This window comes from Microbacterium sp. ZW T6_19, from assembly GCF_044987465.1.
In the GTDB taxonomy this organism is placed as follows: domain Bacteria; phylum Actinomycetota; class Actinomycetes; order Actinomycetales; family Microbacteriaceae; genus Microbacterium; species Microbacterium natoriense_A.
The window spans coordinates 1-25919 of record NZ_JBJDRH010000014.1; the positions used below are offsets into that span (position 1 = coordinate 1).

Here is a 25919-nt window from a genome sequence, read left to right on the forward strand (position 1 = left end):
TCCCGCCCCGGTCGCGCCTCCCGCTCCTCCCGCTCCGGTAGCGCCGCAGGTTCCTCCCGCGCACGGCGTGCCGCCGGTGCCGATCGTTCCTCCGGGGCCGGTTCCGCCGCCCGCACTGGGTCAGCCGCAGTCCGCCGGCGTGCAGCCGTACTCTGCGCCGCCGGTTCACGACGCGGGGACGCCGAGCGCTCCGACGCCCCCGGCGTACCAGGCTCCTGCCGTGCTTCCGGCAGCTCCGGCCTACACGCCCCCGACTCCGCAGGCTCCTGCCGCCTACACGCCCCCGGTCGCATCCGCACCCGCGGGCGGCGACTCGCCCATCGCATACGTGCCCGGGGTCGCGCCCGCGGGCGCGATCGTCCACCCGCCGCAGTCCGCCGACTCGGAGACCGATCCCGAGCTGTACGAGACCCTCATCCAGAAACCGGCGCCGGCACAGCCCGAACCCGCGGCTCCCGTGGCGCCCGCGACTTCCTGGGTGCGTTCGGGGCCGGATGCCGGAGCGCATCCGGTGCTTCCCGCATCCGCGGCTCCGGTCGACGCCCCTCTCGATCCCCACGAAGCCGAGATCGAGGCGACACGCATCAGCATTCCCGGGCACGGCCTCGTGTTCACCTGGGACGACGGCGCGCGCATGACAGTGACCCGTCGAACGATCTTCGGCCGCAACCCCGCGCCCGAGGCAGGCGCCGTGCTGGTGACGGTTCGCGACGAGACGCTGTCGTTGTCGAAGACCCATTTCGAGGCCGCCGCCGATGTGTCGGGGGGATGGGTGCTCGATCGGCACTCGACCAACGGCATGACGATCGTGCGCGACGGGCAGCGCATCGCCTGCCCGTCCGGGCAGCGGGTGCCCGTGCGTCTGGGAGACGCGATCGAGATCGGCGACCGCATCGTCGTGATCGGCGGCTACGCGTGACGCCGGGGCTGGTCGTCACGACAGGATCGGCGACGCACACCGGCCTCCGCCGCGCCCTGAACGAGGACTCCTACCTGGCCGACGCTCCCGTGTTCGTGGTCGCCGACGGCATGGGCGGGCACGAAGCGGGCGAGCGCGCGAGCGCCACCGTGATCGAGGAGTTCTCGAAGTACCTCGGGCGCGCATCGCTCGAGCTCGACGAGGTGCGTGTGGCCCTGGAACGGGCCCGTCACGGGGTCGAGCACCTGTCGACCACCGGCAACGGACGCGCAGGCACCACGCTGAGCGGGGTCGTCGTCGCGTCCGTCGACGGCATGGGGTACTGGCTGGCGATCAACATCGGCGACTCGCGCACCTACCGCCTCGCCGACGGCGAGCTCGAGCAGATCACGGTCGACCACTCGGTCGTGCAGGAGCTGATCGAGGCGGGCGAGCTCACGGCCGAGACCGCGGCGACCGACCGCCGGCGCAACATCATCACGCGCGCCATCGGCGCGAGCAGCACGGGAGACGCCGACTACTGGCTGTTCCCGGCCGAGCTGGGAGATCGGATGATGATCTGCTCTGACGGACTCACGTCGGAACTCGGCGACGACCGCATCCGCGAGATCCTGACCGGTGTCACGGATCCGCAGCAGGCCGCCGAGGCGCTGGTGGCCGAGGCGCTGCTCGCGGGTGGGCGCGATAACATCACCGTCGTGATCGCGGATGCGGTGCAGGTGGCATCGCGGCCGGGTGCTCCGCGCGAGACCGACGACATCGACATGGACACTCGTCCACGTGAGGCAGCAGGAGGGGTTCGCTGATGCAGACGATCTACCGACCGGGACAGTGGTACCTGATCGTGATTCCGGGCGCGCTGGTCGCGTTGCCGCCGGATGTGCCCAGCGACATCGTCTCGCGGCTGTGGGACCGGCTTCCGTCCGAGAAGACGCTGGCGAGCGTCGTCGACGTGCTGACGACTGCGGCCGGGGGCTCGTTCGTCGCCCTGCCGCCGTTCGTCGCCGCCGTGGCCGAGGGCACCGACGTGCGCATCGCACTGCGCGGTGGCGTCGTCGCCCGCGTCAGCAGCGGGACGGATGCCGAGTACGAGTTCTCCGGTGCGGAGGTGACGACGTGGAGCGAGCGTTTCATCGCCGGCGCCACGCGCATCGAGATCACGGTGGAGGAGACGGATGCCGCCTCCGCGCTGCCTGTGCAGAGCGGCATCGTCTGTGCCGCCGCGGTGAGCGCAGAGCTCGAGGCGAGCGACGCCGCACCGATCGTCGCCGTACTGGGCCCTGCGCCCCGCATCGACGAGATCGAGGCGGGCGCGTCGGCCGCGGCTCTCGGAGGAGGCCCTGCGCCGGCGCTGGCTCTGTTCGGAGTGCCGTCGGCGCCTCATGTCGACGACGTGCCCGATGCTCCGCTCGCCGTCTCGCCCGGGGGGCTTCCTGCTGTCGTGGTCGCGCCCGTCGTGATCCCGTCCGCCGACCTCCCGTCGGCCGAGCTCCTCTCCGCCGACCTTCCGTCGGCCGAGCGACACCTCGACTCGTCGGAGACCGCTCAGGAGGAGTCCCCGCGAGACGAGACGCCCGCAGCAGGCCTCGACGACGGGGCAGAGAGCTCCGAACCGACGCCTGACGACGAGTCGGCGGCGTCCGAGTCCGTGGCAGCGGAGCCGGAGGCCCCGAAAGAGGCGGTCCTGCCCGTCGAGACGGCTCCGTTCGACCTCCCGCCCGTCGCAGCTGCGGACGAGGACTCCCTGGTCGCCGAGCGAGGGGAGCGGGACGAAACGTCCGTGTCCGACCTCGAGGCAGGGGAGGAGTCGCTGCCATCGTCGCCCGACGAGACGGAGCACGACGCCTCGCTCGACGACAACGGCCTCGACGAGCACACCTGGGAGCCCCCGGAGCAGACGTTCGCTCCCGCCGGCGATGCTCCGGCCAGCGACATCGACGAGTTCGAGCAGCTCTTCGGCGAGACGCTGCATTCCGGATCCGCTCAGCCTGCCGGGCCCGCTGTTCCGCCCGTGATCCCGCCGCTGCCGGGTGCCGACCTTGGTGACCACGACGGCGCGACGATCTCGACATCCGAGCTCGCAGCGCTCCGCCAGCAGCGCGCGACATCCGACGAGACAGCCACTCAGGTGCTTCCGGTCGTGCCCGGCTCGGCCGGTCGCATCACGGTCTCGACAGGTCAGGTCGTCGAGCTCGACCGCACGGTGATCATCGGACGCCGCCCGCGCTCGACTCGCGCGAGCGGGGACAGCATGCCGCACCTGGTCGCCGTCGAGAGCCCGCAGCAGGACATCTCTCGCAACCACCTCGAGGTGCGCCCCGAGGCGGGATCCGTCGTCGTGATCGACCTCCACACGACCAACGGCTCCACGCTGCTGCGCCCTGGCGCCGACCCCGTCCGTCTGCACCCCGGCGAGCAGACCCTCGTCCTGTCCGGCGATGTCGTGGATCTGGGAGATGGAGTGACCATCGTCTTCGAGGGCCTTTCGTGAGTCGACGTCCGTCGCCGCCGCCGCAGCTGCCCGGCTTCACCTACCTCGAACCGCTCGGGACGGGCGGCTTCGCCGACGTCTTCCTCTACGAACAGCAGATGCCGCGCCGCCGAGTCGCGGTGAAGGTGCTTCTCGCCGATCGCCCGTCTCCGCAGGCTGCGCAGGAGTTCGCCGACGAGGCGAACGTGATGGCCATGCTGTCCACGCATCCGGCGATCGTGACGATCTACCAGTCCGGCGTCGCGGGCGACGGCCGGCCGTATCTCGTGATGGAGTACTGCCCCCGGCCGAACCTCCAGATCCGCGCGCGCAAAGAGACCTTCCTGGTGGCGGAGGCGCTTCGGGTCGGCATCCAGGTGGCCGGCGCCGTCGAGACCGCGCACCGCGCGGGAGTCCTGCACCGCGACATCAAGCCGGCGAACATCCTCGTCACCGAGTACAACAGGCCCGCTCTCACCGACTTCGGCATCGCCTCGACGACCGAGGCCACGGGGGAATCCTCCGGAATGTCGATCCCGTGGTCGCCACCCGAGTCCTTCGCCGAGCCGCCGCAGAGCGGGCCGCGCACCGACGTGTGGGCGCTCGGCGCCACCCTGTACACGCTGCTCGCGGGGCGTTCGCCGTTCGAGCGCCCGGGCGAGCGCAACTCCAGCGCCGACCTCATCGAGCGCATCGAGCGGGCGGCCCTTCCGCCGCTGGGGCGGCCCGACTCGCCGGAGAGCCTGCAGCGCGTGCTCGAGCGTGCGATGGCCAAGAACCCGGATGACCGGTTCCCCAGCGCCGTCGCCTTCGCACGCGCGCTGCAGAAGGTGCAGATCGAGCTGTCCCACTCGGTGACGCCGATCGACATCGTCGACGAGCATCCGGCGCCCGAGGAACTCGAGGACGACGGCGACGGGCTCACCAGGGTCCGCGATGTCCGCTCCATCAACCCTGACAGCCCGACGGCGACCAGGCCCTCCGCCACGACCCTGCGCAAGCAGCCCGGCGGGGCCGCGGTCGAGGTGCCGCGGTTCGATCGGCCGCCGCAGGCCGATGCGCTCGAGGCGACCCAGCACCGTGCGCCCGCCGCGCTGCAGCCGGACGACGACGCCACCGCCCTGCGCCCACCCGCGGTCGTCGCACCCGAGATGCAGGCGCCGTCGGCTGCCACCTGGGCGCCGGCAGCGCCCACTGGTGTGCAGGAGAGTCCGCAGCGGCGCCGCAGCGGCATGCCGTGGTGGGGGTGGCTCATCGCGGTGATCGGCGTGGTGGTGGTCGTCGGCGGCATCGTGCTCGCGAGCAGTCTCACCGGTGCGCTCGTGCCGGCGCCGACGCCGACCACGGAGGCGCCGCAGCCGCAGGACCCGCTCGCGGGGGTCGTTCCCGCGCCGGAAGACGTCACAGGCGGCAACGAGGGCGGCGTCGTCGCATTCACCTGGACGAACCCCGCACCGGAGAAGGGCGACACGTACATCTGGTACGAAGTCACGCTCGATGGTCCGGGCGAACCGCATATCGTGGAACAGACGAACGCCACCCTGGAGGGGGAGCGGACGGGGCGCACCTGCATCGAGGTGCTCATCAAGAGGGCTGACGGGCGTTCCACGCCCGAGCCCGTCAGGGGGTGCGTGGGCTGATGGAGATCACAGTCGAGTTCGCGGGGGAGTACTACTCACCGCAACCGGAGGAGCCGTTCTACGTCGGGCGTCAGGGGGATCTGGAACTCGATGACGACAATCTGTTCCTGCATCGTCATTTCCTCGAGATCTCGCACAACGACGGCCTCTGGTGGCTGTCGAACGTCGGGGCCAGGCTGACCGCGACCGTCACCGATTCGTCGGGTGGGGTCAACGCGTGGCTGGCACCGGGGGCGCGCCTGCCGATCGTCTTCGAGCAGACCACGGTCGTGTTCACCGCCGGGCCCGTGACGTACGAGTTCACGATCCACTCCCAAGCCCCGACGCTGCGCATCGACTCGAGCGGTGGCGCGGACGGCGGCCAGTCGACGATCGGGCACGTGCCGCTGACCACGCGTCAGAAGATGCTGATCCTCGCTCTCGCCGAACCCGCGCTCAAGCGCGAGGGCACCGGCGCCAGCGAGATCCCCAGTTCTGCGCAGGCGGCTCAGCGGCTCGGGTGGACCAGCACGCGGTTCAACCGCAAGCTCGACAACGTGTGCGAGAAGTTCGACCGCATCGGCGTGCAGGGAATGCGCGGAGGCCAGGGCAGGCTCGCGATGAACCGCAAGGCCCGGCTGGTCGAGTACGCGGTCTCGAGCAGGCTGGTGACCAAGGACGACCTGGCCCTGCTGGACGCGCCCATCGCGGATGCCGAGGACGACGAGGACTCGTAGCAGCCGGTATCGCCGCACCGGAGGCCGACCGTACGCGCGATAGTGTGAAACGCGCGTGTTCAAAGAAAAGCAGGGGGATCGATGTCGCCTCAGACGACAGCTGCCGCATCATCGCAGCTCATGCGCCTGTCGGTGCAGTGGGAATCCGAGCGGATCGATGTCGGCGTCCCCGGCGGCGTTCCCGTCGCCGAAGTGCTCCCCTCGCTGACGCGGCGTCTGCGCATGCTCGACAGCCACTCGGCGTCCTCGGGCTTCCGGCTCGTCCAGGCCGACGGCCAGACGCTCGACGGCGACCGGACGCTTGCCGCTCAGGGCGTGCAGGACGGCGACCTCCTCGTTCTCGAGCAGGGTGCATCAGCGGCGCTCGCCAAGCGCTACGACGACCTGGTCGAAGCCGTCGCCGATGCCGTCGAGCACAACGCACCGGCCTGGTCGCTGCAGAACTCTGTGACGACCGCCACCGTGGTCGCCTCCGTGCTTCTGCTGCTCGGACTGGTGCCCGCCGTGTGGGCATGGGTCGACACTGGCACGATCATCACGGCCGCCGGGGCGGGGGCCGCAGCGGTGGTGCTTCTGATCTGCGCACTCGTGATGGCGCGCACCGGCGCCCCGCAGCAGGCGACCATGTCGCTGGCTCTTGTCTCGTCGGTCTACGCGGGGGCGGCCGGATACACGCTGCTTCCGGACGCGGACCCCTGGGGGCTGCCTCTCGTCGTCGGCGGCGCCGCGATGCTCGTGTTCGGCGTGATCGCGCTGCTCGCGCTGAAGAAGCTGCGCGAGTACGGACTCATCCCCATCGCGGTCGGCGGTGTGCTCCTCGTCATCGGCGCGGTCATCACCTGGCTCGACGCACCGGTCGCGGGGACGCTCGCGGCGGCGATGGCGATCGCAGGCATCGCCGGACTCGGCGCCCCCTGGGTGGCGCTGGCCTCGGTGCCGCTGCGCGTCGTGTCGGCGCGAGACGAGTCCGAGGTGTACGACGCTCCGACGCACATCTCTCCTGCCGAGGTGGCGAAGCTCTACAGCCGTGCGCACCGGTATCAGGTGTCGCTGCGGATCTCGCTCTGCGTGATCGTCCTGGTGGCGACCGTGCCGGTCGTCGCATCGGGATTCTGGGGGCTCCTCCTGTGCGCGGTGACGTACATCGGCATGTTCCTGGGAACACGACAGGTGTACTCGCGTTTCGACATCGTGGCCGTGGCCGCCGGTGTCCTCACCGGCGTGGCCATGGGAGTCGTGACAGCCGTCATCGCCCACCCCTCCTGGATCGGGGGCCTCGTCGTCGGGCTCGCCGCGGTGGCCGTCTGCATCATCGTGGTCGTTCTGCTGAACCCGAAGACGAGACTGGCGCTGACCCGCTTCGCCGACTTCGCCGAGTGGGCGACGATCGCGCTGCTGCTGCCGCTGGCCATCATCGCCGGAGGCTGGTTCTGAGCCATGGCATCCAAATCCGAGCTGCTGCAGGCACAGGCCTTCAACCGTCGACGTCTCCAGCGCGCATTCGTCAGCGGCGCCCCCGGCGGGCGCGAGCTGCCTCCCGGAAAGCCGCTGCGCGGCGTCGTGGTCAGCGTCGCCCTCGGCATCCTGACCGTGATCGTCTCGCTGCTGATCGGCACGTTCTCCGGCACGCTGCCGAAGGACTGGCGGGACGGCGCGATCATCGTGGTGCAGGGCGAGGGCTCCCGCTACGTGGCTCTCGACGGCACTCTCTATCCGGTCAAGAATCTCGCCAGCGCCCGACTTCTGGTCGGTTCCGTGAAGATCACCTCGGTGCCGGCCGACAAGCTCGACGGGATCAGCCGCGACCCGTCTCCGGTCGGGATCGACGACGCCCCCGACTACCTCCCGGCCCCCGACAGGCAGTACACCGACGCCTGGCTCAGCTGCGTCGCCGCCGATCGCCCGCTGGAGATGTCGACGCGGCTCCTCGGGGATCGGGTCGGCTCGCTCGATCAGGGCGCCCTCGTGAAGGACGACCGCGACAGGTACTGGTTCGTCGAGGGCTCTCGGCGATACGCCGTGGCGGAGGACAACGTCGCTGTAGTCGCGAGCGTGTTCCTCGGCATCGACGACGTGAAGTCGGTGCCCACCGTCTCGGCCCTGTGGCTCAACCTCGTCTCACCGGGATCGCCCCTCGCCGTCGACCTGGGCAGCGAGCTGGGTGAGGATGCAGGAGCCGCCGGCCTCGTCGTCGGTCAAGCCGTGCAGACGCAGGCCGATGGCAAAGTCGTCAACGAGTACATCGCCGACGGGGACGGACGACTCGTGCCGGCCACGCCTTTCGCGCGCCAGCTGCTGACGGCGTACGTCGGGGTGGATCCCGTCGTCATGACCGTGGCCGAGGCGACCGACCTCGCCGACGTCAACTCGGATGCTGTTCCCGAGGACTGGCCCGAGAACGCTCCCGCTCCGTCGGGCGACGGATCGACGGCCTGCCTGCAGATGACGCCCACGGCAGACGGACCCGTCGTGTCGGTGGCGACCAGCCCGCAGGATCTCGAACCGGGAACGCGGGTGATGCCCGGAGCGGGAGCGGCGATCACCTCGCGCTCGAAGGGCGAGGGAGCGACCTACGGCTTCGTCTCGGAAGCAGGCGTGTACTTCCCCGTCGAGACGGCAGACGATCTGGCGCTGCTGGGGTACTCGACGAAGGACTCGGTGACGGTGCCCGCCTCGTGGACACAGCTGCTCGAACAGGGACCGACGCTCAGCCGGGCCATCGCGCAGAGGACGGCGCCGGGGCAGGGGGGCTGATGCGCACGCGCACTCTGAGAGGCGCAGCGGCGATCATCGGCATCATCGCGATGCTGGGAACCGCGGGAGCGACCGGTTCGCTCATCGCGGATGCGGATGCGGATGCGGATGCCCGGTCGGTTCCAGTGATCGACGCAGGACAGCAGTGCACCCCCGGGTCGCAGGTGCTGGTCTCGGGGTCGAGCTATCTCGTCGAGCGGCTGGGACTCGAGGACGCGTGGACGCTCAGCCGCGGAAGCGGGGTCACCGTCGCGGTCGTGGACTCCGGTGTCGAGGCGGGCAACGTGCACTTCGCCGATGCCCTCGTTCCCGGGGTCAGCACCTTCGGCGACGGTTCCGCCCCCGCCGACGACGACCTGTTCGGCCACGGCACGGCCGTGGCCGGTCTGATCGCGGCCCGGCCGGCCGACGGCTCGGGGGTCGTGGGCATCGCACCCGAGGCGAAGATCATGCCGGTGCGGGCTTTCCAGTCCGCGCCGGAGGACGGGCAATCCTCGCGCGATCTCGTGGGGCCGACCGCGGCGTCGGTGGTGGCCGGCATCCGCTGGGCCGCCGATCACGGCGCGCAGATCATCAACGTCTCGCTGTCCGACGACCAGTCGGCCGACCTCTACGCCGACGCGGTGGCCTATGCGCACGCGCGCGGTTCGCTCGTGGTCGCGAGCGCGGGAAACCGCAACACGGCGAACGCCAACAGCCCGGACCCCGCGCATTTCTACCCCGGAGAGCTGCCCGGCGCCCTTGCCGTCTCGGCGGTGCTGACGGACGGCACGTGGAATGCGGATTCCTCCTACGCGGGGGCGCATGTCGACGTCGCCGCCCCGGGTCAGTCGATGCCCTCGGCCTACATCTCGGGTGGCGACTGCGTGTTCAACGGAGACTCGGCGTCGTCGAGCTACGCGACGGCCGTGGTCTCGGGTGCGGCGGCGCTCGTCGCCGCACGCTACCCGGCCGAGACCCCCGACCAGTGGGCGTTCCGGTTGACGCAGTCGGCGATGCGCGTCTCTCCGGCCGAGCGCAGCGACACGGTCGGGTGGGGCGAGGTGCGCCCGGCGGAGGCGCTCTCCCTGGTCGACGACGGGTCGCTTCCCGGCCCGCAGTCTCCGGCGTACCCGGCAGCCGAGCCGACGCCGGAGCCGACCAGGACCATCTCGATCGAGCCCGACGCCGACCCACTCGATCCCGCGCGGGAGATCGTCGGGTGGGGCTTCGGCGCGGCCGCGACGATCTCGGTCATCACGCTGCTGCTCGCACGAGGGCGGGCGCGCCGCGCGCAGCGCTGAACGCGGGCATGGGGACTTCTCCCCCTATGGTCATCGCGCACCGCTTCGTAGGATTGCCTCAACGGTCTACGGAAGAGGAGCCCATGGTCAGCTTGGATATGGCGGACGCCAACCGTCTGATGGCGGAACTGCAGCAGACGGCCGGCGAGCTGCAGCGCGAACTGCGTGCGCTCGCCACGGCTTCGGAACGGCTGACTCCGATCACCGTGAAGGACGAGCGGGGAGCCGTCGCCCTCACTCTCGCCGCGAACGGCGCCGTTCAGTCGCTGGTGCTCGATGAGGACTGGCGCGACACGATCGGTGAAGAGTCGCTCGGCGTCGTGATCAGCGCGTGCTACCAGGATGCTGTCGGCCAGCGCGCCGGTGAGTGGATGAAGGCGTACTCCGAGAACGCCGATGACAAGGGCGAAGCGACGCCTCTCCCCGCGCCGGAGCCGGTTCAGCTGGGAGACCCGAGCTCTTCATGGGGCATCGAGGGCCGTGAGAAGCTGCGCGAGATGTACGCGGCGGCCGACGCCGAGCAGCAGGACTTCCTCGCGTACCGGGCGCAGCGCGCCCGTCAGCCGCGCGACGGCGTGAACGCGGCCAAGACCATCACCGTCACGCGCGAGGGTGACACCATCTCGGCCGTGAAGTTCGACGAGCGCTGGGTGCGCAACACGAACGACGAAGTGATCGAGAAAGAGATCGTCCGCGCCATGAACAACGTGATGGCGATGTCCGCGCGGGAACGAGAGAACAAGTACGAGGGTTTCCCCGCGATCGAGCAGTTGGCGAAGATCGCGCACAACCCCCACGAGCTGATGCGCCGCATGGGCGCGATCCGCTGAGGCAGGGAGCACAGCAATGGGAATTCTGGATGCCGTCGGCGATGTCGTCGACGCGGTCAACCCGGTCGACGAGATCGTCGACTTCGGTCAGAACGTCATGGAGGGCGATGTCCTCGGTGCGTTCGGCAACGTGCTCGATGCGGCCACCCCGCTCGACGAGGTGGTGAGCGCGGGCACGAATCTCTTCTCCGGCGGAGGCGGCGGTATGAGCAGCCCGAGCCTGCAGACGCCCACGGCCACGCCGCTGCCGAGCACGCAGGGCCAGTCGGTTCTGCCCACTCCGCCGGCGCAGCCGGCAGCATCGTCCTTCACCTCGGGAAGCGAGAAGGGTGTCGAGGTCGACACCAACACGCTGTACGAGGACGCGGGCAAGTTCGAGGCGGCATCGGAATCGTATGCGTCGATCGAATCCGCTGCCCAGGCTCTCACGATCGATGCCGCGGCCTTCTCGTTCATCGGCGGACAGGCATCGGCGGCCTACAACAACTTCCAGGCGACCATGGTCGCGGTCCTCGGCACGGCGCCGGAAGCGCACACCGGCTTCGCAGACTCGCTCCGGCTGACCGCCAAGGCGTATGACGACCAGGAGGCCGCTGAGGAGAAGAACGAGAAGAAGGACGTCGGCGGCACCGGCGACACCGGTGGCGGAACAGGCGGTGGCGGAACAGGCGGCGGTGGCACCGGCGGCGGAACCGGTGGTGGCGGGACCGGCGGCGGATCGGCGCAGGTCGACGACCCCCGGGTGGACGGCTCCCTCGAGGGCGAGACGGGTGACGAGGAGGCGCGCGCCGAAGCCGACGCGAAGGCCGACCAGCTCGACGCTCGCGCCGATGCGCTCGACAAGCAGGCGGATCAGGCCGATCAGCACGCCGACAAGGCTCAGGAGCAGGCGGAGGCTCTCGACGCGCAGATCGACGAGCTCGAGGAGCGCGCCGCAGAGCTCGACAGCAGTGCGACCGAGACCGAGTACCGGGCCACCGAGCTCGATCTGAAGGCCGAGCAGCAGGAAGCGGCGGGAGACCAGTCCGGCGCCCTGCAGACGCGGACGGAGTCCGCAGCGCTGCGCGCCGATGCGTCCGCGCAGCGCGCCGAAGCCGCGGAGATCCGCGAGCAGATCGCGAAGCTCGAAGAGAGCCGCGACGACGCCATCGAAGAGATGACGGATGCTCGGGAAGACGCCGCGGAGCTCCGTGACAAGGCTGCCGAACTGCGCGACCAGGCCGCTGAGCTTCACCACGAAGCCACCGGCCTCGACCATGGCGGAGAAGCTGAGATCGTCGACGACGCGAACATCGACGGCGACGTCGACGGTGGCACGGGCGAGACCGGCGGCACGGGCGAGACCGGCGGCACGGGCGAGACCGGCGGCACAGGTGAGACCGGCGGCACGGATGAGACCGGCGGCACAGGTGAGACCGGTGGCACGGATGAGACCGGTGGCACGGATGAGACCGGTGGCACAGGCGACGCAGACGATGCGCCGGCATCCGAGTCCGATGCAGATGGCGACGTCTCCGAGCAGCCGCGCGACGACGAGGCGACCACGGACGGGCAGCCGACTCAGACCCCCGAGGGCGAGGGCGACGAGGCGATCCGTCTGCACCCCCCGCTCGACGCTTTCGGTCAGCCGATGCCGGCCCAGCCGGTCGCGGCTCCGGCCTGGCAGACCCGACTGAACAGCTGATCGCAGAACTCACGACTGAAGGAAGACGTCATCATGGTTAGTACTCGCAGAGGTCCGGGTTCGGGTGCCGGCAGGGGCGGCAGCAACGGTTCGCACGGAAGCGGCAGCGGATCGCACGGCGGCGGCGACAACGCGGGCGATGTCGCCCGCTCGACGTCCAAGTTCGACGAGATCCTCGACAAGACGAATTCGGTCGTCGACATCATCAACGGCGTCCTCGAGCTCGCAAGCCACATCCCGCTGATCGGCGATCTGATCGACAAGCTCAACGATCTGATCGGCAGGATGTTCGAGAAGGTCAACGAGGCCATCCAGAAGACGACGCAGATCTTCGCCTTCGTCGGCAACCCGGCGCTGCTCCGCCAGACCGGCACGAGCTGGGTGCAGACTGTCGGCACCCCGGCCACGGTGGCCACGTCGACCGTCGTCCTGACCGCGCTGCCCAGCACGGGGCACTGGACGGGCGCATCGCACGACGCCTACGCCGCGCGAGTGGAGCTGCAGAACCCGGCATCCGAGAGCGTCTACGCGAAGTGCGAGATGGTCGACGAGCAGCTGAACACGTTCGCGGACGCGATCGTCGACTTCTGGGTGAACTTCTCGCTCGCAGTCCTCATGACCGCGATCGGCGTCGGCCTCGGCATCGCCGAGATCGTGTCGGTGTGGGGCGCACCGGCCGGCGTCGTCACGATCATCGCCGAGATCGTCGCGATGATCGCCGACGTGGTGAGCCTGGTTGACATCATCATGACGGCCAACCAGGCTGCCGCCGACTTCATGACCACCGTGACCAGTGAGCTCAGCGCCGCCAGCGCCTTCCCCGGCGGAGCATGGCCGCGCCACACGGCAGCATGACGACGGCGGAGATCGGACGGGTCGACGGCGCCGGAGCGGCGTCGGGCGGCGCGATCGTCCTCGACTTCGACGGTCGACGCGAACGCATCCCTGCGGGGACGACGTTCGTGATCGGCCGAGGCGCCGATCTGTCCATCGACGACAACCAGTACGTGCATCGGCGCTTTCTCGAGATCGCGCAGCACGAGGGGATCTGGCGGCTGGCGAATGTCGGTTCGCGGCTGACGGCCTCGGTCGCCTCGGCTGACGGGATGGCGCAGTCGTGGCTCGCCCCCGGCGGGTCGATGCCGCTCGTGTTCGACTCGACCGTGGTGATGTTCACCGCGGGCGAGACGACCTACGAGCTGACCCTCATCGCCGAGACGCCGTTCTACCAGGTGTCCACTCCGTGGACGACGTCTGCCGACGACGGCGTCTCAGGGCTGCTCTCGCCGATGCAGCGGATCGTGCTGACCGCGCTGGCCGAGCCGATGCTGCGGCTGAACGCGCCGGGGTCGGTGCGGCTGCCTCCGCTGGACGAGGTCGCCGGCCGTCTGGGTTGGTCGCAGGAGAAGCTCGAGCGTCGTCTCGGCAGTCTGATCGACAAGTTCGGCCGGCACGGCGTCCGCGGTCTGGAGCGCAACGGGGCGGGCGAGCTGCCCGACTCCGCGCGCTCGCGCCTCGTCGAGCACGCGGTCGGGGCGCGAATCGTCACGACCGAGGATCTCGATCTTCTCGAGGCGTTCGCGCGGGACGCGTTCGTCGGCGCAGCATCCTGAGTCCGCCCGCAGCCCCGATGCCCGTCGTCGTCGCGAGTGGTCGCGGTCGTAGGATGAGTGTTCGCGTGGTGAAAGCTGAGGCGTTGAGGAGGGTGCACGGATGAGCATGCCGGCGGGTTGGTACGACGATGGTTCAGGGCGGCAGCGCTGGTGGGACGGTGCGCGGTGGACGGATGACTACGCTCCCGCCCACGCCGCGGCTGCCCCGCAGGCCGCCCCCGTGACGCCCGCGCCTGCTGCTCGGGTGGCGCCGGTTCTGGGTTTCGTCGGCCTCGGCCTCGCGGTACTGGGCACGGTGCTGGCGTGTATTCCGGCGACGTTCGGTGTCGGGGCGTTCGTGCTGGTCGCGGCCTTCGTGGTGTCGCTGATCGGGTTGTTCCGGAAGGGGGCGCCGAAGTGGCCGTCGATCATCGGGATGATCCTGTCCGTCGTGGGCGGGGCGATCGGCGCCATCGTGCTGATCGCGTCGCTGCTCGCGAACGCGACTGATCCGGTGGGCCCCGCGCCGACCGGCACGTCGTCGACCTCGACGACGCAACCGTCGGACTCGCCCACGACGGACGCGAGCGATGCCCGGCCCTCGCCGGATCAGCTGGGGGAGACGATCCTTGCCGACCTTCAGCGTTCCGGCATGCACCAATACGATGACGACCCGGAGTGGGTCGCCTGCTGGGGGCAGTACGTGTACGACTCGGACCTGTCGGACGAGGCTCTCCAGGAGTACGTCACCACCATGGACGTTCAGGGGGAGGAACGGGAGCTGATGGGAAGCGTCAGCGCGGAAGCGACGGTGTCCTGCAGCACGCAGTAGTTCGCAGACCCGAAGCCGTCTCCGAACGGGCTCCTCAATGGGGACTGCTACCCATGGAGACGTACCGCGTGCGCGGACTAGTATCGTCGTGCGCAACGTCGGAGGGAAACGCAATGGTGATCAAGATGCAGCGGTTCTTGGAGATGGATCTGGAAACCGCCGAGACCCAGGTCGATCTGGTGGTGAACGCGTACGATTCGATCGTCTCCTCGCGGACGACATTGGCGAATCTCGCCGAAGGCCAGACCACCTCGTTGTGGACCGCGGACGGCAACTCCGTCGCACTCGCCGCAGCGCTGACGACGAGGTACGCCTCTGCGCTCAAGTGGCTGGATGCGATCGAGGCGAACCTGAGAGCGGCAGCCGAGAACATCGCTCTCGCCATCAAGGAGACGACCCAGCTGAACGAGTCCCAGAAGGACGGGTACTCCGCACAGCTCGAGAAGATTCTCGGCACCCGTACGATCGAGGCCTGAGGGGGCGAACATGGGAAAGAACCTTGAGCGGTTGGGAAGGCTGAAGGCCAACCGAACGAGCATCGCAGTGCTCGGTGTCCAATCCGGACAGGCGATGATGCAGGCCGCCGCGCAGACGGCCACGACTGAGGCGACGACCAGCGTCCAGAAGGCTGCACGAACGGAAGGCTTCGGAGGCGACTACGGCGTGACGGTCGCCGAGGCGCTGTCGCTGATCCGCGCCGACCTGGACAAGTTCGTGGACTATCAGAGCGCGGTGAGCGCGGCGTTCGAGCAGGCGAACCAAGCCCTCGCGGCCACCGCGAGCGGCACGGCGGGATTGCCCGATTCCGGACTCACCCCCGCGCAGCAGAGCACCGTCGACATGGCGGCCAAGACCGACAGCCCCGTGCAGGTGTCGCCCGGCGTCACGATGACGGCATCCGAGGCTCAGCAGTACTACCTGGACCAGGCGGCTGCTGCACAGGAGGAGCAGGCGGCGAAGATGGCCGCCGCTCTCGACGCGCGCCTCCAGGAGATCATCGACGGGATGCCGACGACCGAGTACGACGAGCCGGAGCCCCAGCCGGATCCTTCAGACGACGACGAGACAGGTGGAAACGGGCAGGTCGGCGGCTCCGGAACGACCGGCGGCGGAACAGGTGGAGGCGTCACGGGCGGCGGCACCGGATCGGGAGTCACCGGTGGAAACGGCGACGGCGACGGAACCATCAGGCGCCCGCCGATCATCTACGATCCGCCGCATGTCGTGGATCCTCCGCATGTCGTGGATCCTCCTCGTATCGACGACCCGCGATTCCCCGACCCGAACAACCCCGACGATCCGCGCATCGACGGCAACATCGGGGGCGAAGTGCCCGGTGTGGGACCTGGCGGCAACGGAGGCTTTCCCGGCGGAAGCACTGGCGGAGGCGGCTCTGCATCGGTCGGCGGTGGCCTGAGCGGCCTCTCCGGAGGGGCGAGTCTCGCCGGCGGCGCCGGTCTCGCGAACCGCCTGAGCGGCGGCGCAGGCCTGGTGGGCGGGGTCGGCGCACCAGGTGGCGTGGGCGGTGCGGGCGGCGCCGGGGCATCCGGAGTCGTCGCGCAGTCCGGTGCGGCGAACGGCGGCCGCGGCGGAGTCATGGCGGGAGGCGCCGCCGGCGGCGCTGGCGCCGGAGGACGTGGTGACAAGCGCAAGCGTCGACGTGGCCAGGATCTGATGGCTTTCGAGGTCGAAGCCGATGATGAGGCCGTGCCCGACATCGGAGCCGCCGGCGCCGCGGGGCGTTCGACGTCCGAAGGACGTGAAGAGCTCGGCTGGTAGCCCTTCGCTCCCCATACGAGAAAGCCGCTCCCCCGCCCAGGCGGGGGAGCGGCTTTCGCCCCGTGGGAGCTGCTCCTCCGGCCGGGCTCAGACGGTGACGACGCGGATGACGCAGTCGCCGATCTGCAGCACCATGCCGGGAAGCAGACCGAAGCGCTGGTGGGGGGTCATCGGACCGGAACGGCCGTCGGGCGTGCGCAGCGACGAGCCGTTGCCCGAACCGAGGTCCTCGAACCAGGTCTGCCCGTCGACGATGCCGAAACGTCCGTGCGTCCGCGAGACCGAGCGGTCGCCGCCGGGAACGGCGACCAGCGCGGCATCCGGGTGCTCCCCCTCGGGCAGGCGCGGAGCGCGCCCGATGTAGCCCAGGCCCCGGATGGGCACGGTCGTCCCGTCCGGGAACTGCATGGCGATCACCGGTGCGGGTGCAGGTGCAGGTGCAGGTGCGGGTGCCGGTTCCGGAACCGGCGGTGCGGGGGGCGCGTTCTCCTGGGGAGAAGCAGGTGTGGCGGGTGCAGGGACTGCGGCCGACGACGCAGCCGCGGGCCGGGCCCCGCGCGCGGCCACACGCTGGAAGGCCAGTTCGGCGTCACCTCCGAGCACGAGAACGTCGCCGGGCACGAGGAAGCTGGGCACGTGCGGCGAGAGCTCGGTGACGCTGCCGCCGAGATGACGCACCGACGCGCCGTTGGCCGAACCGAGATCCTGCACCCAGACCTGTTCGTCTTCGATGCCGAACGCCGCGTGGGTCCGTGACAGCGACCTCGTGCCGTCGGGCACCCGGATGAGGATCGGGTCGGGGATCGACTCGGGAGCGCGCGGCGCTCGACCGATGAACCCGAAGCCCGTCGCCTGGATCACAGTGCCGTCGACGAGTTGGAACACCGGGACGCCCCCGACGTCGACGAGCGGCGCCGACGCGGGTGCCGGCGGCTGTGCGATCGGCGCCTGGCCGGCAGACGTCGGAGCAGCGGGCGCCGGCGTGCCGGGGGCGTGCGTGATGACGCCCGGCGCGGGTGGCGGTGTGAGAGGAGTCTGCGTGATGACTCCCGGCTGAGCTGCGATGACACTCGTCGAGGAACCGCCGCCGGTCACCCGCGCTTCGAGGTCGAGGTCACGGCCCACTCCGCTCGCCGCCGACTGGCGGGTCTTGCGCACGTCGATCACGCGCGCCCCGGCGAGGCCGTCGAGCAGCCCTGAGGCGGTGAGACCCACTGGCAGCAGCACCGGTACGACGTGCGAGACGCCGAGCACGAGGCTGCGGAAGAAGAGGCCACGAGCGCCGACGCTGACATCCGCGTTCTTCTGCACCGTTCGGATGCCGCAGATCAGGTTCCCCGGTGTCGCGCCGGTGTGGCCCTCCCAGATCCAGCCGATCGCCCACAGTTCGATCACGGCGACGGCGACCAGCAGGAGCGAACCCGTGGCGAGTCCCACCAGGGTGCCGATGAGCGCGATGATCGCGACGTCGATCAGGTACGCGCCGGCGCGCTGTCCCGCCGTGGCACGCACCCCCGCCGCTGTCACCGCGCGGGGAGCCGCCGACCGTGCCTGCGACCGCAGCGGTGCTGCCGGTGGAGAGATGGTCACGAGAAGACCTCCAGAATCTGTCCGGCGATCCCGGAACCGTACAGCAGCGCCGCCGGAGCCAGGGCGAGGAGCACGCCTTCGATGATGTCTCCGGTGCGCGACCAGCCCAAGGAGCGCCAGTCGCGAGCGAGGGGCACCGTCAGGCATCCCACGACGGCTCCTGCGAGCACAAGGATCAGTGCGACCAGCAGGGCGCTGAGCTGCAACGTGATGACCAGGGCGCCCGCCGCGAGCGCGGCGATGACGGTGCCCGTGGCGAGCGCGGCAGCGCGCGCGAGACCGTTTCGCAGCATGCGCGAGGTGAGCAGGAAGTAGCAGCCGGCTCCCAGAGCCCCGCCCAGCACGCACCACGTCTCGATGGAGGGGCCGACCGCAGCCGGAACGGTGTACAGCGCCGACAGCAGGGCGAGCGCGCAGGCCGAGATGATCCCCGCCTCCGAGCGGCGACGGGCGAGCAGGAACTGCCTGGCGGCCTCGTCGGCGTGCACAGGAGACGGCTCGACCGGAGTCTCGAACCGGATTCCCTGCGCGTCGCGGATGACGAACGGCGTATCGATCAGGTCGTGTGCGTCGACGTCGAGCGCGGCGGCGCGGATGTAGTGGAAGACCGGCACGGCGCAGGCCAGCTGCACAGCCGTGATCGTCGCCGCGGGAACGCCTGCGAGGAACGCCGCGGTGTCGACGACGGCGAGGACCGACCACAGCATGGCGATGACGGCCGTCGTCGCCATGGGCACGGGCCCGCTCACCCGCGCCTGGGCGTGACGCATGCACGCGAGCGCAGCGCCCGCCACGGCCCCAGCCGCGATCATGCCGCCGGCGTCTCGGAACGGTGCGAGCGCCACGGCGCCGGCGGCGCAGCCGAGCAGAGGAGCGACGAAGGCGACGTAGATCGTCGAGTCCGCCACCGGTTGGGCGAGGAGGGCCACGGCGCCCGCGAGCAGCAGCACCGCGCCCGCCGACACGATCAGCGGCGTCGGCGCGATCACGGCGCACAGGACGAGGACGGCGGTGACCACCAGAAGCAGGGCGAGCAGCAGCGGGTGGTGCTGACGGGCGACAGGAGAGCCGCTCTTCGACGTCGGATCCGTGCGCGTCGCGGTCTGGGTGCGGTCGAACAGCCAGATCACCCCGCCGTCGCCAGGACTGACGGACACCTCGCTGTCGAGATCGATCGCCGCGCCGGATGTGGTGATCCCGACGTATCGCCGCAGGTCGACTCCGCCTACTGCGAGCAGCTCCGACACGGTCGAGTCAGCGGCGACGACCAGATCGTGTCGCCCGTTCGCGTCGGCGACGGTGAGGCGAATCGTCTTCGCTGACATCCCCGCCCCTCGAAGTTCCGCAGCTCCCATACCGGTTCATCTCGGCATCCTGACACAATAGTAAGCGACTCGAGGAGGGCCAGTCGTGAGCATCACCAGTAATCGCCGTGCGCCGAAACCCCCGGCCGGCGGCCAACTCACTCTGCAGCAGGCACCGGAACTCCCGAAGCCCGAAGGCGCGTCGAACACGCTCATGATGGCCCTGCCGATGGTCGGCAGCCTCGGATCGGTGGCGGTGCTCTCCCTCACCCAGGGCGGGGACGCGACCCGGACCTACATCATGGGCGGTCTGTTCCTCTTCATGGCGCTGTCGATGGTGGGCGGCCAGATGTGGCGGCAGAAGTCGCAGCACTCCACGAACGTCGAGAACACCCGCCGCGAGTACCTCGCCTACCTCGCCGAGACGCGCGACGCGGTGCGTGAGGTCGCATCGCGACAGCGTCGGTACGAGGAGTGGATCCTCCCCGCACCCGAGACGCTGCCGTTCATCGTCGAGGAGGGTTCTCGCGTCTGGGAGCGACCCGTCGGAGACCCGCAGTTCCTGGTGACGCGAGTGGGCACGGCGACCCAGCCGCTCGCCATGACCCTCGACGAGGCGCCCATCCCGCCGCTCGCTCAGCTCGATCCCGTCAGCGCCTCCGCAGCGCACCGCTTCGTCCTCACGCACGATCAGGTTCCCGACCTGCCGTTCGGGCTCAACATCGGCACCTGCGCGCGCATCGAGCTGGTCGGAGACGTGACCCGTGCCCGCGGCCTGACCCGGGCGATGATCGCGCACCTGGTGACCTTCGCCGCTCCGGAGGACCTGCAGATCGCCGTCGTCGCCTCCGGCGTCGAACTGCCGTACTGGGAATGGATCAAATGGCTGCCGCACGCGCAGTCGGACAGCAGGACGGATGCCGTCGGAGGTGCGCGCCGCATCGGCTCCTCGTGGGCTGAGGTCGAGTCCCTGATCGCCGACATCCGCTCACGCGGCCCGGTGAGCGGACGTGGTGGCGGAGCCGTGCCCCACGTCGTGGTCATCACCGACGGCGTCGACCTGCCGCCGGGGAACCTCCTGACCGAAGAAGGCGGAGTCGACGGCGTGACCGTCATCGACATCGCCCGCGAGTGGGACCAGCTCGCAGACCCGCTCACGATCCGGCTCATCCTCGAAGGCGAGGAGGGCTCGAAGCTCACCGTCGCCCGACGCGGAGTCGGCACCGTCTCCGCATCCGCCGACTTCCTCGGCATCGCCTCGGCCGAGGCCGTCGCACGACGGCTCACCGGTCTGGGCGAGAGCGCGCAGGACGAGGATGCCGCCGGCGGCAGCCGCACGATCAGCGCAGAGCTGACCGACCTTCTGGCGCTGCCCGATGTGCGCGACTTCGATCCGGAGCTGGCGTGGAAGCCGCGTTCGGCGCGAGATCGGCTGCGGGTGCCGATCGGACTGACCGCCACCGGGCAGCCCATGGTCCTCGACCTCAAGGAGTCCGCGCAGCAGGGCATGGGGCCGCACGGCATGCTGATCGGCGCCACCGGCTCGGGAAAGTCCGAGGTGCTCCGCACGCTCGTGCTGTCGCTCGCGATGACCCATTCGTCAGAGGCGCTGAACTTCGTGCTGATCGACTTCAAGGGCGGCGCGACCTTCGCCGGCATGGCCGACATGCCGCACGTGTCAGCCGTCATCACGAACCTCGGCGACGACCTCACGCTCGTCGATCGCATGCAGGACGCGATTCAGGGAGAGATGACGCGCAGGCAGGAGCTGCTGCGCGATGCGGGCAACTTCGCCAATGTGACTGACTACGAGACCGCGCGCAAGGGCGGACGCACCGACCTCAAACCGCTGCCCGCGCTGCTCATCGTCGCAGACGAGTTCTCCGAGTTGCTCTCGGCGAAACCCGACTTCACCGAGCTGTTCGTCGCGATCGGCCGCCTCGGTCGATCCCTGCAGGTGCATCTGCTCCTGTCGACCCAGCGTCTCGAAGAGGGCAAGCTCCGAGGCCTCGACTCGCACCTGTCGTACCGGATCGGTCTGAAGACCTTCTCGGGCGCCGACTCACGTGCGGTCATCGGCGTGCCCGACGCGTTCACGCTTCCCGGTGGCGGCGGCCACGGCATCCTGAAGTCCGATGCCGAGACGCTCACCCAGTTCCGGGCCGCCTACGTCTCCGCACCGCCGAAGACGCGACGACGCAAGCCCGGCTCGGCACCCGAGTCCGCCGACAGCGGGCAGCCGGTCCGCGCGATCGAAGCCAGGGCGTTCACCGCGGCTCCCGTCCTCGCGCAGGAGACGACCGACGAGCAGACGCCCGCGCAGGGCTTCGCAGGGCCGGAGGCGCCCGAGAAGCGCGTCACCTTCGACATCGCCGTCTCGCTCATGAAGGGCCGGAGCATGCCCGCCCATCAGGTGTGGCTGCCTCCTCTCGACGTGCCTGCCACCTTCGACGAGATGCTCGGCGATCTGATCGAGGATCCGCAGCTGGGTCTGATCTCGCCCCGCTGGCGTCAGGCGGGTCCGCTGACGATTCCGCTGGGCATCGTCGACCGCCCTCTCGAGCAGCGTCGCGACAGCCTCGTGATGAGCCTGACCGGCGCGGGGGGCCACCTCGCGATCGTCGGCGGCGCACGCAGCGGCAAGAGCACGCTGGCGCGCAGCGTGGTGACCGGAATCGCACTGACCCACACGCCGCAGGAGGTTCAGTTCTACGTCATGGACTTCGGCGGCGGCACTTTCGTGCCGTTCTCGAAGATGGCGCACGTGGCCGGCGTCGCAGGCAGGAACCAGCCGGACGTGCTCCGGCGCATGTTCCAGGAGGTCGTGGGCATCGTCAACGCCCGCGAGCGGTACTTCACGGCGAACGCCATCGATTCGATCGAGACGTACCGGCGCTTGCGCGCTCAGGGACGGGCGGATGACGGCTACGGCGATGTCTTCCTGGTGATCGACGGCTGGCCCACGATCCGCGCCGAGTTCGACGACATGGAGTTCGAGATCCAGGCGCTGGCGGGTCGGGCGCTCACGTTCGGCGTGCACCTGATCGCGACGACGACGCGCTGGATGGACTTCCGCACCGCGATCCGCGACACCTTCGGATCGAAGCTGGAACTCCGACTCGGCGACACCAGCGACTCCGAGATCGACCGCAAGGTGGCCGCGAACGTCCCGATCGGACGCCCCGGGCGCGGACTCGCGCCGTCGAAGCACCACATGCTCACCGCCCTGCCGCGCGTGGACGGCTCCGGTGACCCCGACACGCTCAGCGAGGGCGTGGAGCACCTGATCGAGAGGGTGAACTCCGCGTGGAAGGGCCCGCGCGGGCCCAAGCTGCGTCTGCTGCCCGAGATGCTCGAGCTCTCGCAGCTGCAGCAGCTCGCGGCGGGCACGCCCCTGCAGAACCAGGTTCTGCTGGGTGTCGACGAGGCCGCGCTGGCTCCCAGCGCCTTCGACGTGCGCCGCAACCCGCACCTGTACGTGTTCGGCGACAGCCAGTCCGGCAAGTCGAGCTTCCTGCGGACGTTCGCGCGCGAAGTCATGCGCACGACCACCCCGAAGTCCGCGCAGATCTTCGTGGTCGACTACCGGCGCGCGCTGCTCTCGGAGATCCCCGAGGAGTACCTCGCCGGCTACTACACCACCGCACAGCAGGTATCGGAGGAGCTGGCCGGACTCGCGGAGTACCTGCGCAGCCGACTGCCGGGCCCCGACATCACGCCGCAGCAGCTGCGCGACCGCTCGTGGTGGTCGGGTGCCGAGGTCTACGTGCTGGTCGACGACTACGACCTCGTCAACACGCAGTCTGGCAACCCCATCGCCGTGCTGCAGCCTCTGCTCGCCCAGGCGACGGACGTCGGCCTGCACCTCGTGCTCGCACGCCGTTCCGGAGGGGCGTCGCGCGCGACGTTCGAGCCGGTCATGCAGACGCTCCGCGACCTCGCTGTGCCCGGCATCCTGCTGTCGGGAAGCCCCGACGAGGGGCCGCTGATCGGCAACGTGAAGGCGACGCCGGCCGTTCCCGGGCGGGCGAAGGTGATCACGCGGGAGCGCGGAGTGCAGACGATGCAGCTCGCGTACGCGCCGTCATCGCACCTCTAGGCCTTCGGGGCAGATGGAGCGAAGGTGGGCAGAGCTACCCATGGGCATCCCCGCCCGAGCGCCGTAAGGTGTTATTTGTCGCCGGGCATCGGCGTCACGGCCCTTCCAGGGGCTGAACCAATCGGGGCGAACAGGCCCTTATGACCAGGAGGTGACCGTGGCCGGAGAAGTTTCCGCAGCGGATGGTGCCCTGCAGCGGGGTGCCAGTATCGTCAACAGCTCGAAGACGGACATCATCGGTGAACTGAACGCGATTCAGAACCAGCTGTCCGGCATCAGCGCATCGTGGGCCGGCTCGGGGGCTGCCGCCTTCCAGCAGACCTTCCAGGCGTGGCAGGAGAAGTCACGCAAGATCACCAGCGCGCTCGACGGGTTCGAACAGAACCTTCGCGACTCGCAGTCGACGTACACGCAGACCGACGACGACTCTGCGCAGGCGCAGAACAAGTTCATGGGCCGTCTCGGCTGAGACCGGAGGGATTAGACATCATGGGTGGTAACGGCTACAAGATGCAGTTCGGCGCCGTCGACACGGCGGGTTCCGACCTCGTCGCAGGCGCAGGAAAGATCGAGAACAAGCTCAACGACATGGAGAACGCGCTCAAGCCCCTCCAGGCGGACTGGACCGGTGAGGCCTCCGAGGCTTACGTCCAGGCGAAGGCGCAGTGGAACTCGGCTCTCACCGAGATGAAGGTTCTGCTGAACGACATCGGACGTCAGGTCTCGCAGGACTCGTCCGACGCGCAGTCCACGGAGAACCGCAACCGCAACCGTTGGTGACACTGTGAGTCACTGACGCGGTCAGCGTCTGAGCCGGCTGTCACCCTCTCGGGTGGCAGCCGGCTTTCGCATGCTCGCGGTCTGCGGCTCAGCGGGAGGCGTCGGCGAGGTGTCGCGCGTTGTGGTTGAGCACCTTCACCATGATTCCGTGGCGGCGCAGTTCCGCCACGGCGCGGTTGCCTTCTTCCGCATCGCGGCCGAGGGCGTTGATGTTCGCCACGACCAGCACGTCGCCCGTGCGCAGGGTCGCGATCAGCCGGGCGATGCGGTCGCTCCAGCTCTCGAGGATGTCGGGGGCGGGATGCCGGAACCCTTCGATCGGCACTCCGAAGCGCGTCAGGTCTTCACGCTGCTCGACGACCGACGGCATCCCCTCGCGCGACACGACGAGGCCGACCAGACGCGACCCGTCAGGGCGCGCCGACCAGAAGTCGCGGTTCTGCTGCAGCTCGGTGAAGCACTTGGGGCACTCGGCCGCGGCGTGCGGCAGGTGCAAAGGGCTGGTCAGGGCTTCGTCGACGGATGCCGTGGACTTCGCCGTCTCGTTCGTCTCGCTCATCGCGCACCTCCGGCATCCATTCTGCCCTGCTCGGAGCGCCTCGGGATACGCCGTCTCGACGTGCCGGAGGTGCAGCGGGATCAGAGGAGCCCGAGGGCCCGGACCGCGTCCCGTTCCTCGACGAGTTCGGCCACCGAGGCGTCGATGCGCGTTCGGGCCCAGTCGTCGATCTCGAGCCCCTCGACGACGTGCCACTCGCCGTCGATCGACCGCACGGGGAACGAGGAGATGAGGCCCTCAGGAACGCCGTACTCGCCGTGCGACACCACGGCAGCGGAGGTCCAGTCGTCGGTTCCGAGCGCCCAGTCGCGCACGTGGTCGATGGTCGCGCTCGCCGCGGACGCGACGGATGACGATCCGCGCACCTGGATGATCTCGGCGCCGCGCTTCGCGACGCGCGGGATGAAGGTCTGCTCCAGCCACGTCGGCACGTCGCCGACGATCTTCGCCAGCGCCTCGGATGCAGGAAGGCCCGCGACCGTGGCGTGAGAGATGTCGGGGAACTGGCTGGCGGAGTGGTTGCCCCAGATCGGCACTCGCCGCACCGTGTCGACCGGCATGCCCAGGGTCTGCGCGAGCTGCGCCCGTGCGCGGTTCTCGTCGAGCCGGGTGAGCGCGCTGAAGCGTTCGGCCGGAACCCCCTCGGCCGATGCGGCGGCGATCAGCGCGTTGGTGTTGGCCGGATTGCCCACGACCGTCACGCGTACTCCGGGCGCCGCGTTCTCGGCGATCGCGCGGCCCTGCGGCCCGAAGATCCCACCGTTGGCCGCGAGCAGATCGCCGCGTTCCATACCGGGCCCGCGGGGCCGCGCCCCCACCAGCAGAGCGAGATCGCAGCCGTCGAAACCGGTGGCCGCGGCATCCGTCACCTCCACGTCCTCCAGCAGCCCGAACGCGCCGTCCTGCAATTCGAGGGCCGCGCCTTCGGCGGCTCCGAGGCCCTGCGGGATCTCGAGCAGCCGCAGCCGCACCTTCTCATCCGGACCGAGGAGATCTCCTGCGGCGATGCGGAACAGCAGTGCGTAGCCGATCTGTCCGCCGGCACCGGTGATCGTGATGGTCGTGGTCATATTCAGAGCCTACGACGG

General features: G+C 69.8%; 21 protein-coding genes and 1 pseudogene. 18 read left to right on the forward strand and 4 right to left on the reverse strand.

What is annotated here, in order from left to right:
- From ACI3KT_RS16965 to ACI3KT_RS17035, 15 genes and pseudogenes are all read left to right on the forward strand, one after another.
- Nucleotides 1-919 (forward strand): annotated as a pseudogene (locus tag ACI3KT_RS16965) (hypothetical protein); the annotation flags it as partial.
- Nucleotides 916-1725, forward strand: coding sequence for a PP2C family serine/threonine-protein phosphatase (locus tag ACI3KT_RS16970; protein ID WP_292908000.1), 810 nt, complete (start codon nt 916-918; stop codon nt 1723-1725). The pseudogene ACI3KT_RS16965 and the gene ACI3KT_RS16970, both read left to right, overlap by 4 nt.
- Nucleotides 1725-3410: an FHA domain-containing protein gene (locus tag ACI3KT_RS16975; RefSeq protein WP_404905673.1), complete on the forward strand. Its 1686-nt coding sequence runs from the start codon at nt 1725-1727 to the stop codon at nt 3408-3410. The genes ACI3KT_RS16970 and ACI3KT_RS16975 overlap by 1 nt, the downstream gene beginning before the upstream one ends.
- Nucleotides 3407-5029 carry a serine/threonine-protein kinase gene (locus ACI3KT_RS16980; RefSeq protein ID WP_292907996.1) on the forward strand — a complete coding sequence of 541 codons (1623 nt, stop codon included), beginning with the start codon at nt 3407-3409 and terminating at the stop codon, nt 5027-5029. Before ACI3KT_RS16975 ends, ACI3KT_RS16980 begins: the two co-directional genes overlap by 4 nt.
- Entirely contained in the window at nt 5026-5745 is a 720-nt protein-coding gene (locus tag ACI3KT_RS16985) for a hypothetical protein (protein ID WP_292908006.1), read from the forward strand. The genes ACI3KT_RS16980 and ACI3KT_RS16985 overlap by 4 nt, the downstream gene beginning before the upstream one ends.
- Nucleotides 5746-5826: 81 nt before the next feature.
- Entirely contained in the window at nt 5827-7179 is a 1353-nt protein-coding gene (eccD, locus tag ACI3KT_RS16990) for a type VII secretion integral membrane protein EccD (protein ID WP_292907994.1), read from the forward strand.
- 3 nt (nt 7180-7182) lie between these two features.
- Nucleotides 7183-8499, forward strand: a complete 1317-nt coding sequence (locus ACI3KT_RS16995; RefSeq protein WP_292907992.1) for a type VII secretion protein EccB — start codon at nt 7183-7185, stop codon at nt 8497-8499.
- Nucleotides 8499-9782 (forward strand): S8 family serine peptidase, encoded by a 1284-nt coding sequence (locus ACI3KT_RS17000; protein ID WP_404905674.1) that lies wholly within the window; start codon nt 8499-8501, stop codon nt 9780-9782. Before ACI3KT_RS16995 ends, ACI3KT_RS17000 begins: the two co-directional genes overlap by 1 nt.
- Before the next feature lie 83 nt (nt 9783-9865).
- Complete coding sequence (locus tag ACI3KT_RS17005; protein ID WP_292907988.1) at nt 9866-10612, forward strand: hypothetical protein; 747 nt, start codon at nt 9866-9868, stop codon at nt 10610-10612.
- Between the two features lie 16 nt (nt 10613-10628).
- On the forward strand, nt 10629-12296 hold the full coding sequence (locus ACI3KT_RS17010; protein WP_404905675.1) for a hypothetical protein: 1668 nt from the start codon (nt 10629-10631) through the stop codon (nt 12294-12296).
- 33 nt (nt 12297-12329) lie between these two features.
- Nucleotides 12330-13151, forward strand: a complete 822-nt coding sequence (locus tag ACI3KT_RS17015; RefSeq protein WP_307294292.1) for a hypothetical protein — start codon at nt 12330-12332, stop codon at nt 13149-13151.
- A complete protein-coding gene (locus ACI3KT_RS17020) occupies nt 13127-13909 on the forward strand; it encodes a hypothetical protein (RefSeq protein ID WP_292907983.1) in 783 nt (260 codons plus the stop codon). Before ACI3KT_RS17015 ends, ACI3KT_RS17020 begins: the two co-directional genes overlap by 25 nt.
- Before the next feature lie 100 nt (nt 13910-14009).
- Nucleotides 14010-14720, forward strand: coding sequence for a DUF2510 domain-containing protein (locus tag ACI3KT_RS17025; RefSeq protein WP_404905676.1), 711 nt, complete (start codon nt 14010-14012; stop codon nt 14718-14720).
- Between the two features lie 113 nt (nt 14721-14833).
- Nucleotides 14834-15196, forward strand: a complete 363-nt coding sequence (locus ACI3KT_RS17030; RefSeq protein WP_292907979.1) for a hypothetical protein — start codon at nt 14834-14836, stop codon at nt 15194-15196.
- A gap of 10 nt (nt 15197-15206) precedes the next feature.
- Entirely contained in the window at nt 15207-16499 is a 1293-nt protein-coding gene (locus ACI3KT_RS17035) for a hypothetical protein (RefSeq protein ID WP_404905677.1), read from the forward strand.
- An 87-nt stretch (nt 16500-16586) separates the two neighbouring features.
- Here ACI3KT_RS17035 and ACI3KT_RS17040 read toward each other — a convergent pair whose 3' ends face one another.
- Together ACI3KT_RS17040 and ACI3KT_RS17045 are read right to left on the reverse strand one after the other, a co-directional pair.
- On the reverse strand, nt 16587-18089 hold the full coding sequence (locus ACI3KT_RS17040) for an FHA domain-containing protein (RefSeq protein ID WP_404905678.1): 1503 nt from the start codon (nt 18087-18089) through the stop codon (nt 16587-16589).
- Complete coding sequence (locus ACI3KT_RS17045; protein WP_404905679.1) at nt 18086-19414, reverse strand: hypothetical protein; 1329 nt, start codon at nt 19412-19414, stop codon at nt 18086-18088. The genes ACI3KT_RS17040 and ACI3KT_RS17045 overlap by 4 nt, the downstream gene beginning before the upstream one ends.
- 85 nt (nt 19415-19499) lie before the next feature.
- Between ACI3KT_RS17045 and eccCa the strand changes: the two genes are divergently transcribed.
- The 3 genes from eccCa (at nt 19500) to ACI3KT_RS17060 (ending at nt 24272) form a co-directional block, all read left to right on the forward strand.
- Entirely contained in the window at nt 19500-23492 is a 3993-nt protein-coding gene (gene eccCa, locus ACI3KT_RS17050) for a type VII secretion protein EccCa (protein ID WP_404905680.1), read from the forward strand.
- A 157-nt stretch (nt 23493-23649) separates the two neighbouring features.
- Entirely contained in the window at nt 23650-23961 is a 312-nt protein-coding gene (locus ACI3KT_RS17055) for a WXG100 family type VII secretion target (protein ID WP_292907969.1), read from the forward strand.
- Between the two features lie 20 nt (nt 23962-23981).
- Nucleotides 23982-24272, forward strand: a complete 291-nt coding sequence (locus ACI3KT_RS17060; protein ID WP_292907967.1) for a WXG100 family type VII secretion target — start codon at nt 23982-23984, stop codon at nt 24270-24272.
- An 88-nt stretch (nt 24273-24360) separates the two neighbouring features.
- On the opposite strand, the gene ACI3KT_RS17065 is transcribed toward ACI3KT_RS17060, so the two are convergent.
- Nucleotides 24361-24831 (reverse strand): recombinase family protein, encoded by a 471-nt coding sequence (locus ACI3KT_RS17065; protein ID WP_292907965.1) that lies wholly within the window; start codon nt 24829-24831, stop codon nt 24361-24363.
- Nucleotides 24832-24911: 80 nt separating this feature from the next.
- Nucleotides 24912-25901, reverse strand: a complete 990-nt coding sequence (locus tag ACI3KT_RS17070) for a malate dehydrogenase (RefSeq protein WP_307294313.1) — start codon at nt 25899-25901, stop codon at nt 24912-24914.
- Nucleotides 25902-25919: the final 18 nt, after the last annotated feature.

Excerpts from the sequence above, each read along its gene's own strand:
- ACI3KT_RS17015 (WP_307294292.1), top strand. The coding sequence starts at position 12,330 with ATGGTTAGTACTCGCAGAGGTCCGGGTTCGGGTGCCGGCAGGGGCGGC.
- eccD (WP_292907994.1), top strand. The coding sequence starts at position 5,827 with ATGTCGCCTCAGACGACAGCTGCCGCATCATCGCAGCTCATGCGCCTG.
- ACI3KT_RS17070 (WP_307294313.1), bottom strand. The coding sequence starts at position 25,901 with ATGACCACGACCATCACGATCACCGGTGCCGGCGGACAGATCGGCTAC.
- ACI3KT_RS17065 (WP_292907965.1), bottom strand. The coding sequence starts at position 24,831 with ATGAGCGAGACGAACGAGACGGCGAAGTCCACGGCATCCGTCGACGAA.
- ACI3KT_RS17010 (WP_404905675.1), top strand. The coding sequence starts at position 10,629 with ATGGGAATTCTGGATGCCGTCGGCGATGTCGTCGACGCGGTCAACCCG.
- ACI3KT_RS17025 (WP_404905676.1), top strand. The coding sequence starts at position 14,010 with ATGAGCATGCCGGCGGGTTGGTACGACGATGGTTCAGGGCGGCAGCGC.
- ACI3KT_RS16995 (WP_292907992.1), top strand. The coding sequence starts at position 7,183 with ATGGCATCCAAATCCGAGCTGCTGCAGGCACAGGCCTTCAACCGTCGA.
- ACI3KT_RS16975 (WP_404905673.1), top strand. The coding sequence starts at position 1,725 with ATGCAGACGATCTACCGACCGGGACAGTGGTACCTGATCGTGATTCCG.
- ACI3KT_RS17035 (WP_404905677.1), top strand. The coding sequence starts at position 15,207 with ATGGGAAAGAACCTTGAGCGGTTGGGAAGGCTGAAGGCCAACCGAACG.
- ACI3KT_RS17030 (WP_292907979.1), top strand. The coding sequence starts at position 14,834 with ATGGTGATCAAGATGCAGCGGTTCTTGGAGATGGATCTGGAAACCGCC.
- ACI3KT_RS17060 (WP_292907967.1), top strand. The coding sequence starts at position 23,982 with ATGGGTGGTAACGGCTACAAGATGCAGTTCGGCGCCGTCGACACGGCG.
- ACI3KT_RS17005 (WP_292907988.1), top strand. The coding sequence starts at position 9,866 with ATGGTCAGCTTGGATATGGCGGACGCCAACCGTCTGATGGCGGAACTG.
- ACI3KT_RS17000 (WP_404905674.1), top strand. The coding sequence starts at position 8,499 with ATGCGCACGCGCACTCTGAGAGGCGCAGCGGCGATCATCGGCATCATC.
- ACI3KT_RS17020 (WP_292907983.1), top strand. The coding sequence starts at position 13,127 with ATGGCCGCGCCACACGGCAGCATGACGACGGCGGAGATCGGACGGGTC.
- ACI3KT_RS17045 (WP_404905679.1), bottom strand. The coding sequence starts at position 19,414 with ATGTCAGCGAAGACGATTCGCCTCACCGTCGCCGACGCGAACGGGCGA.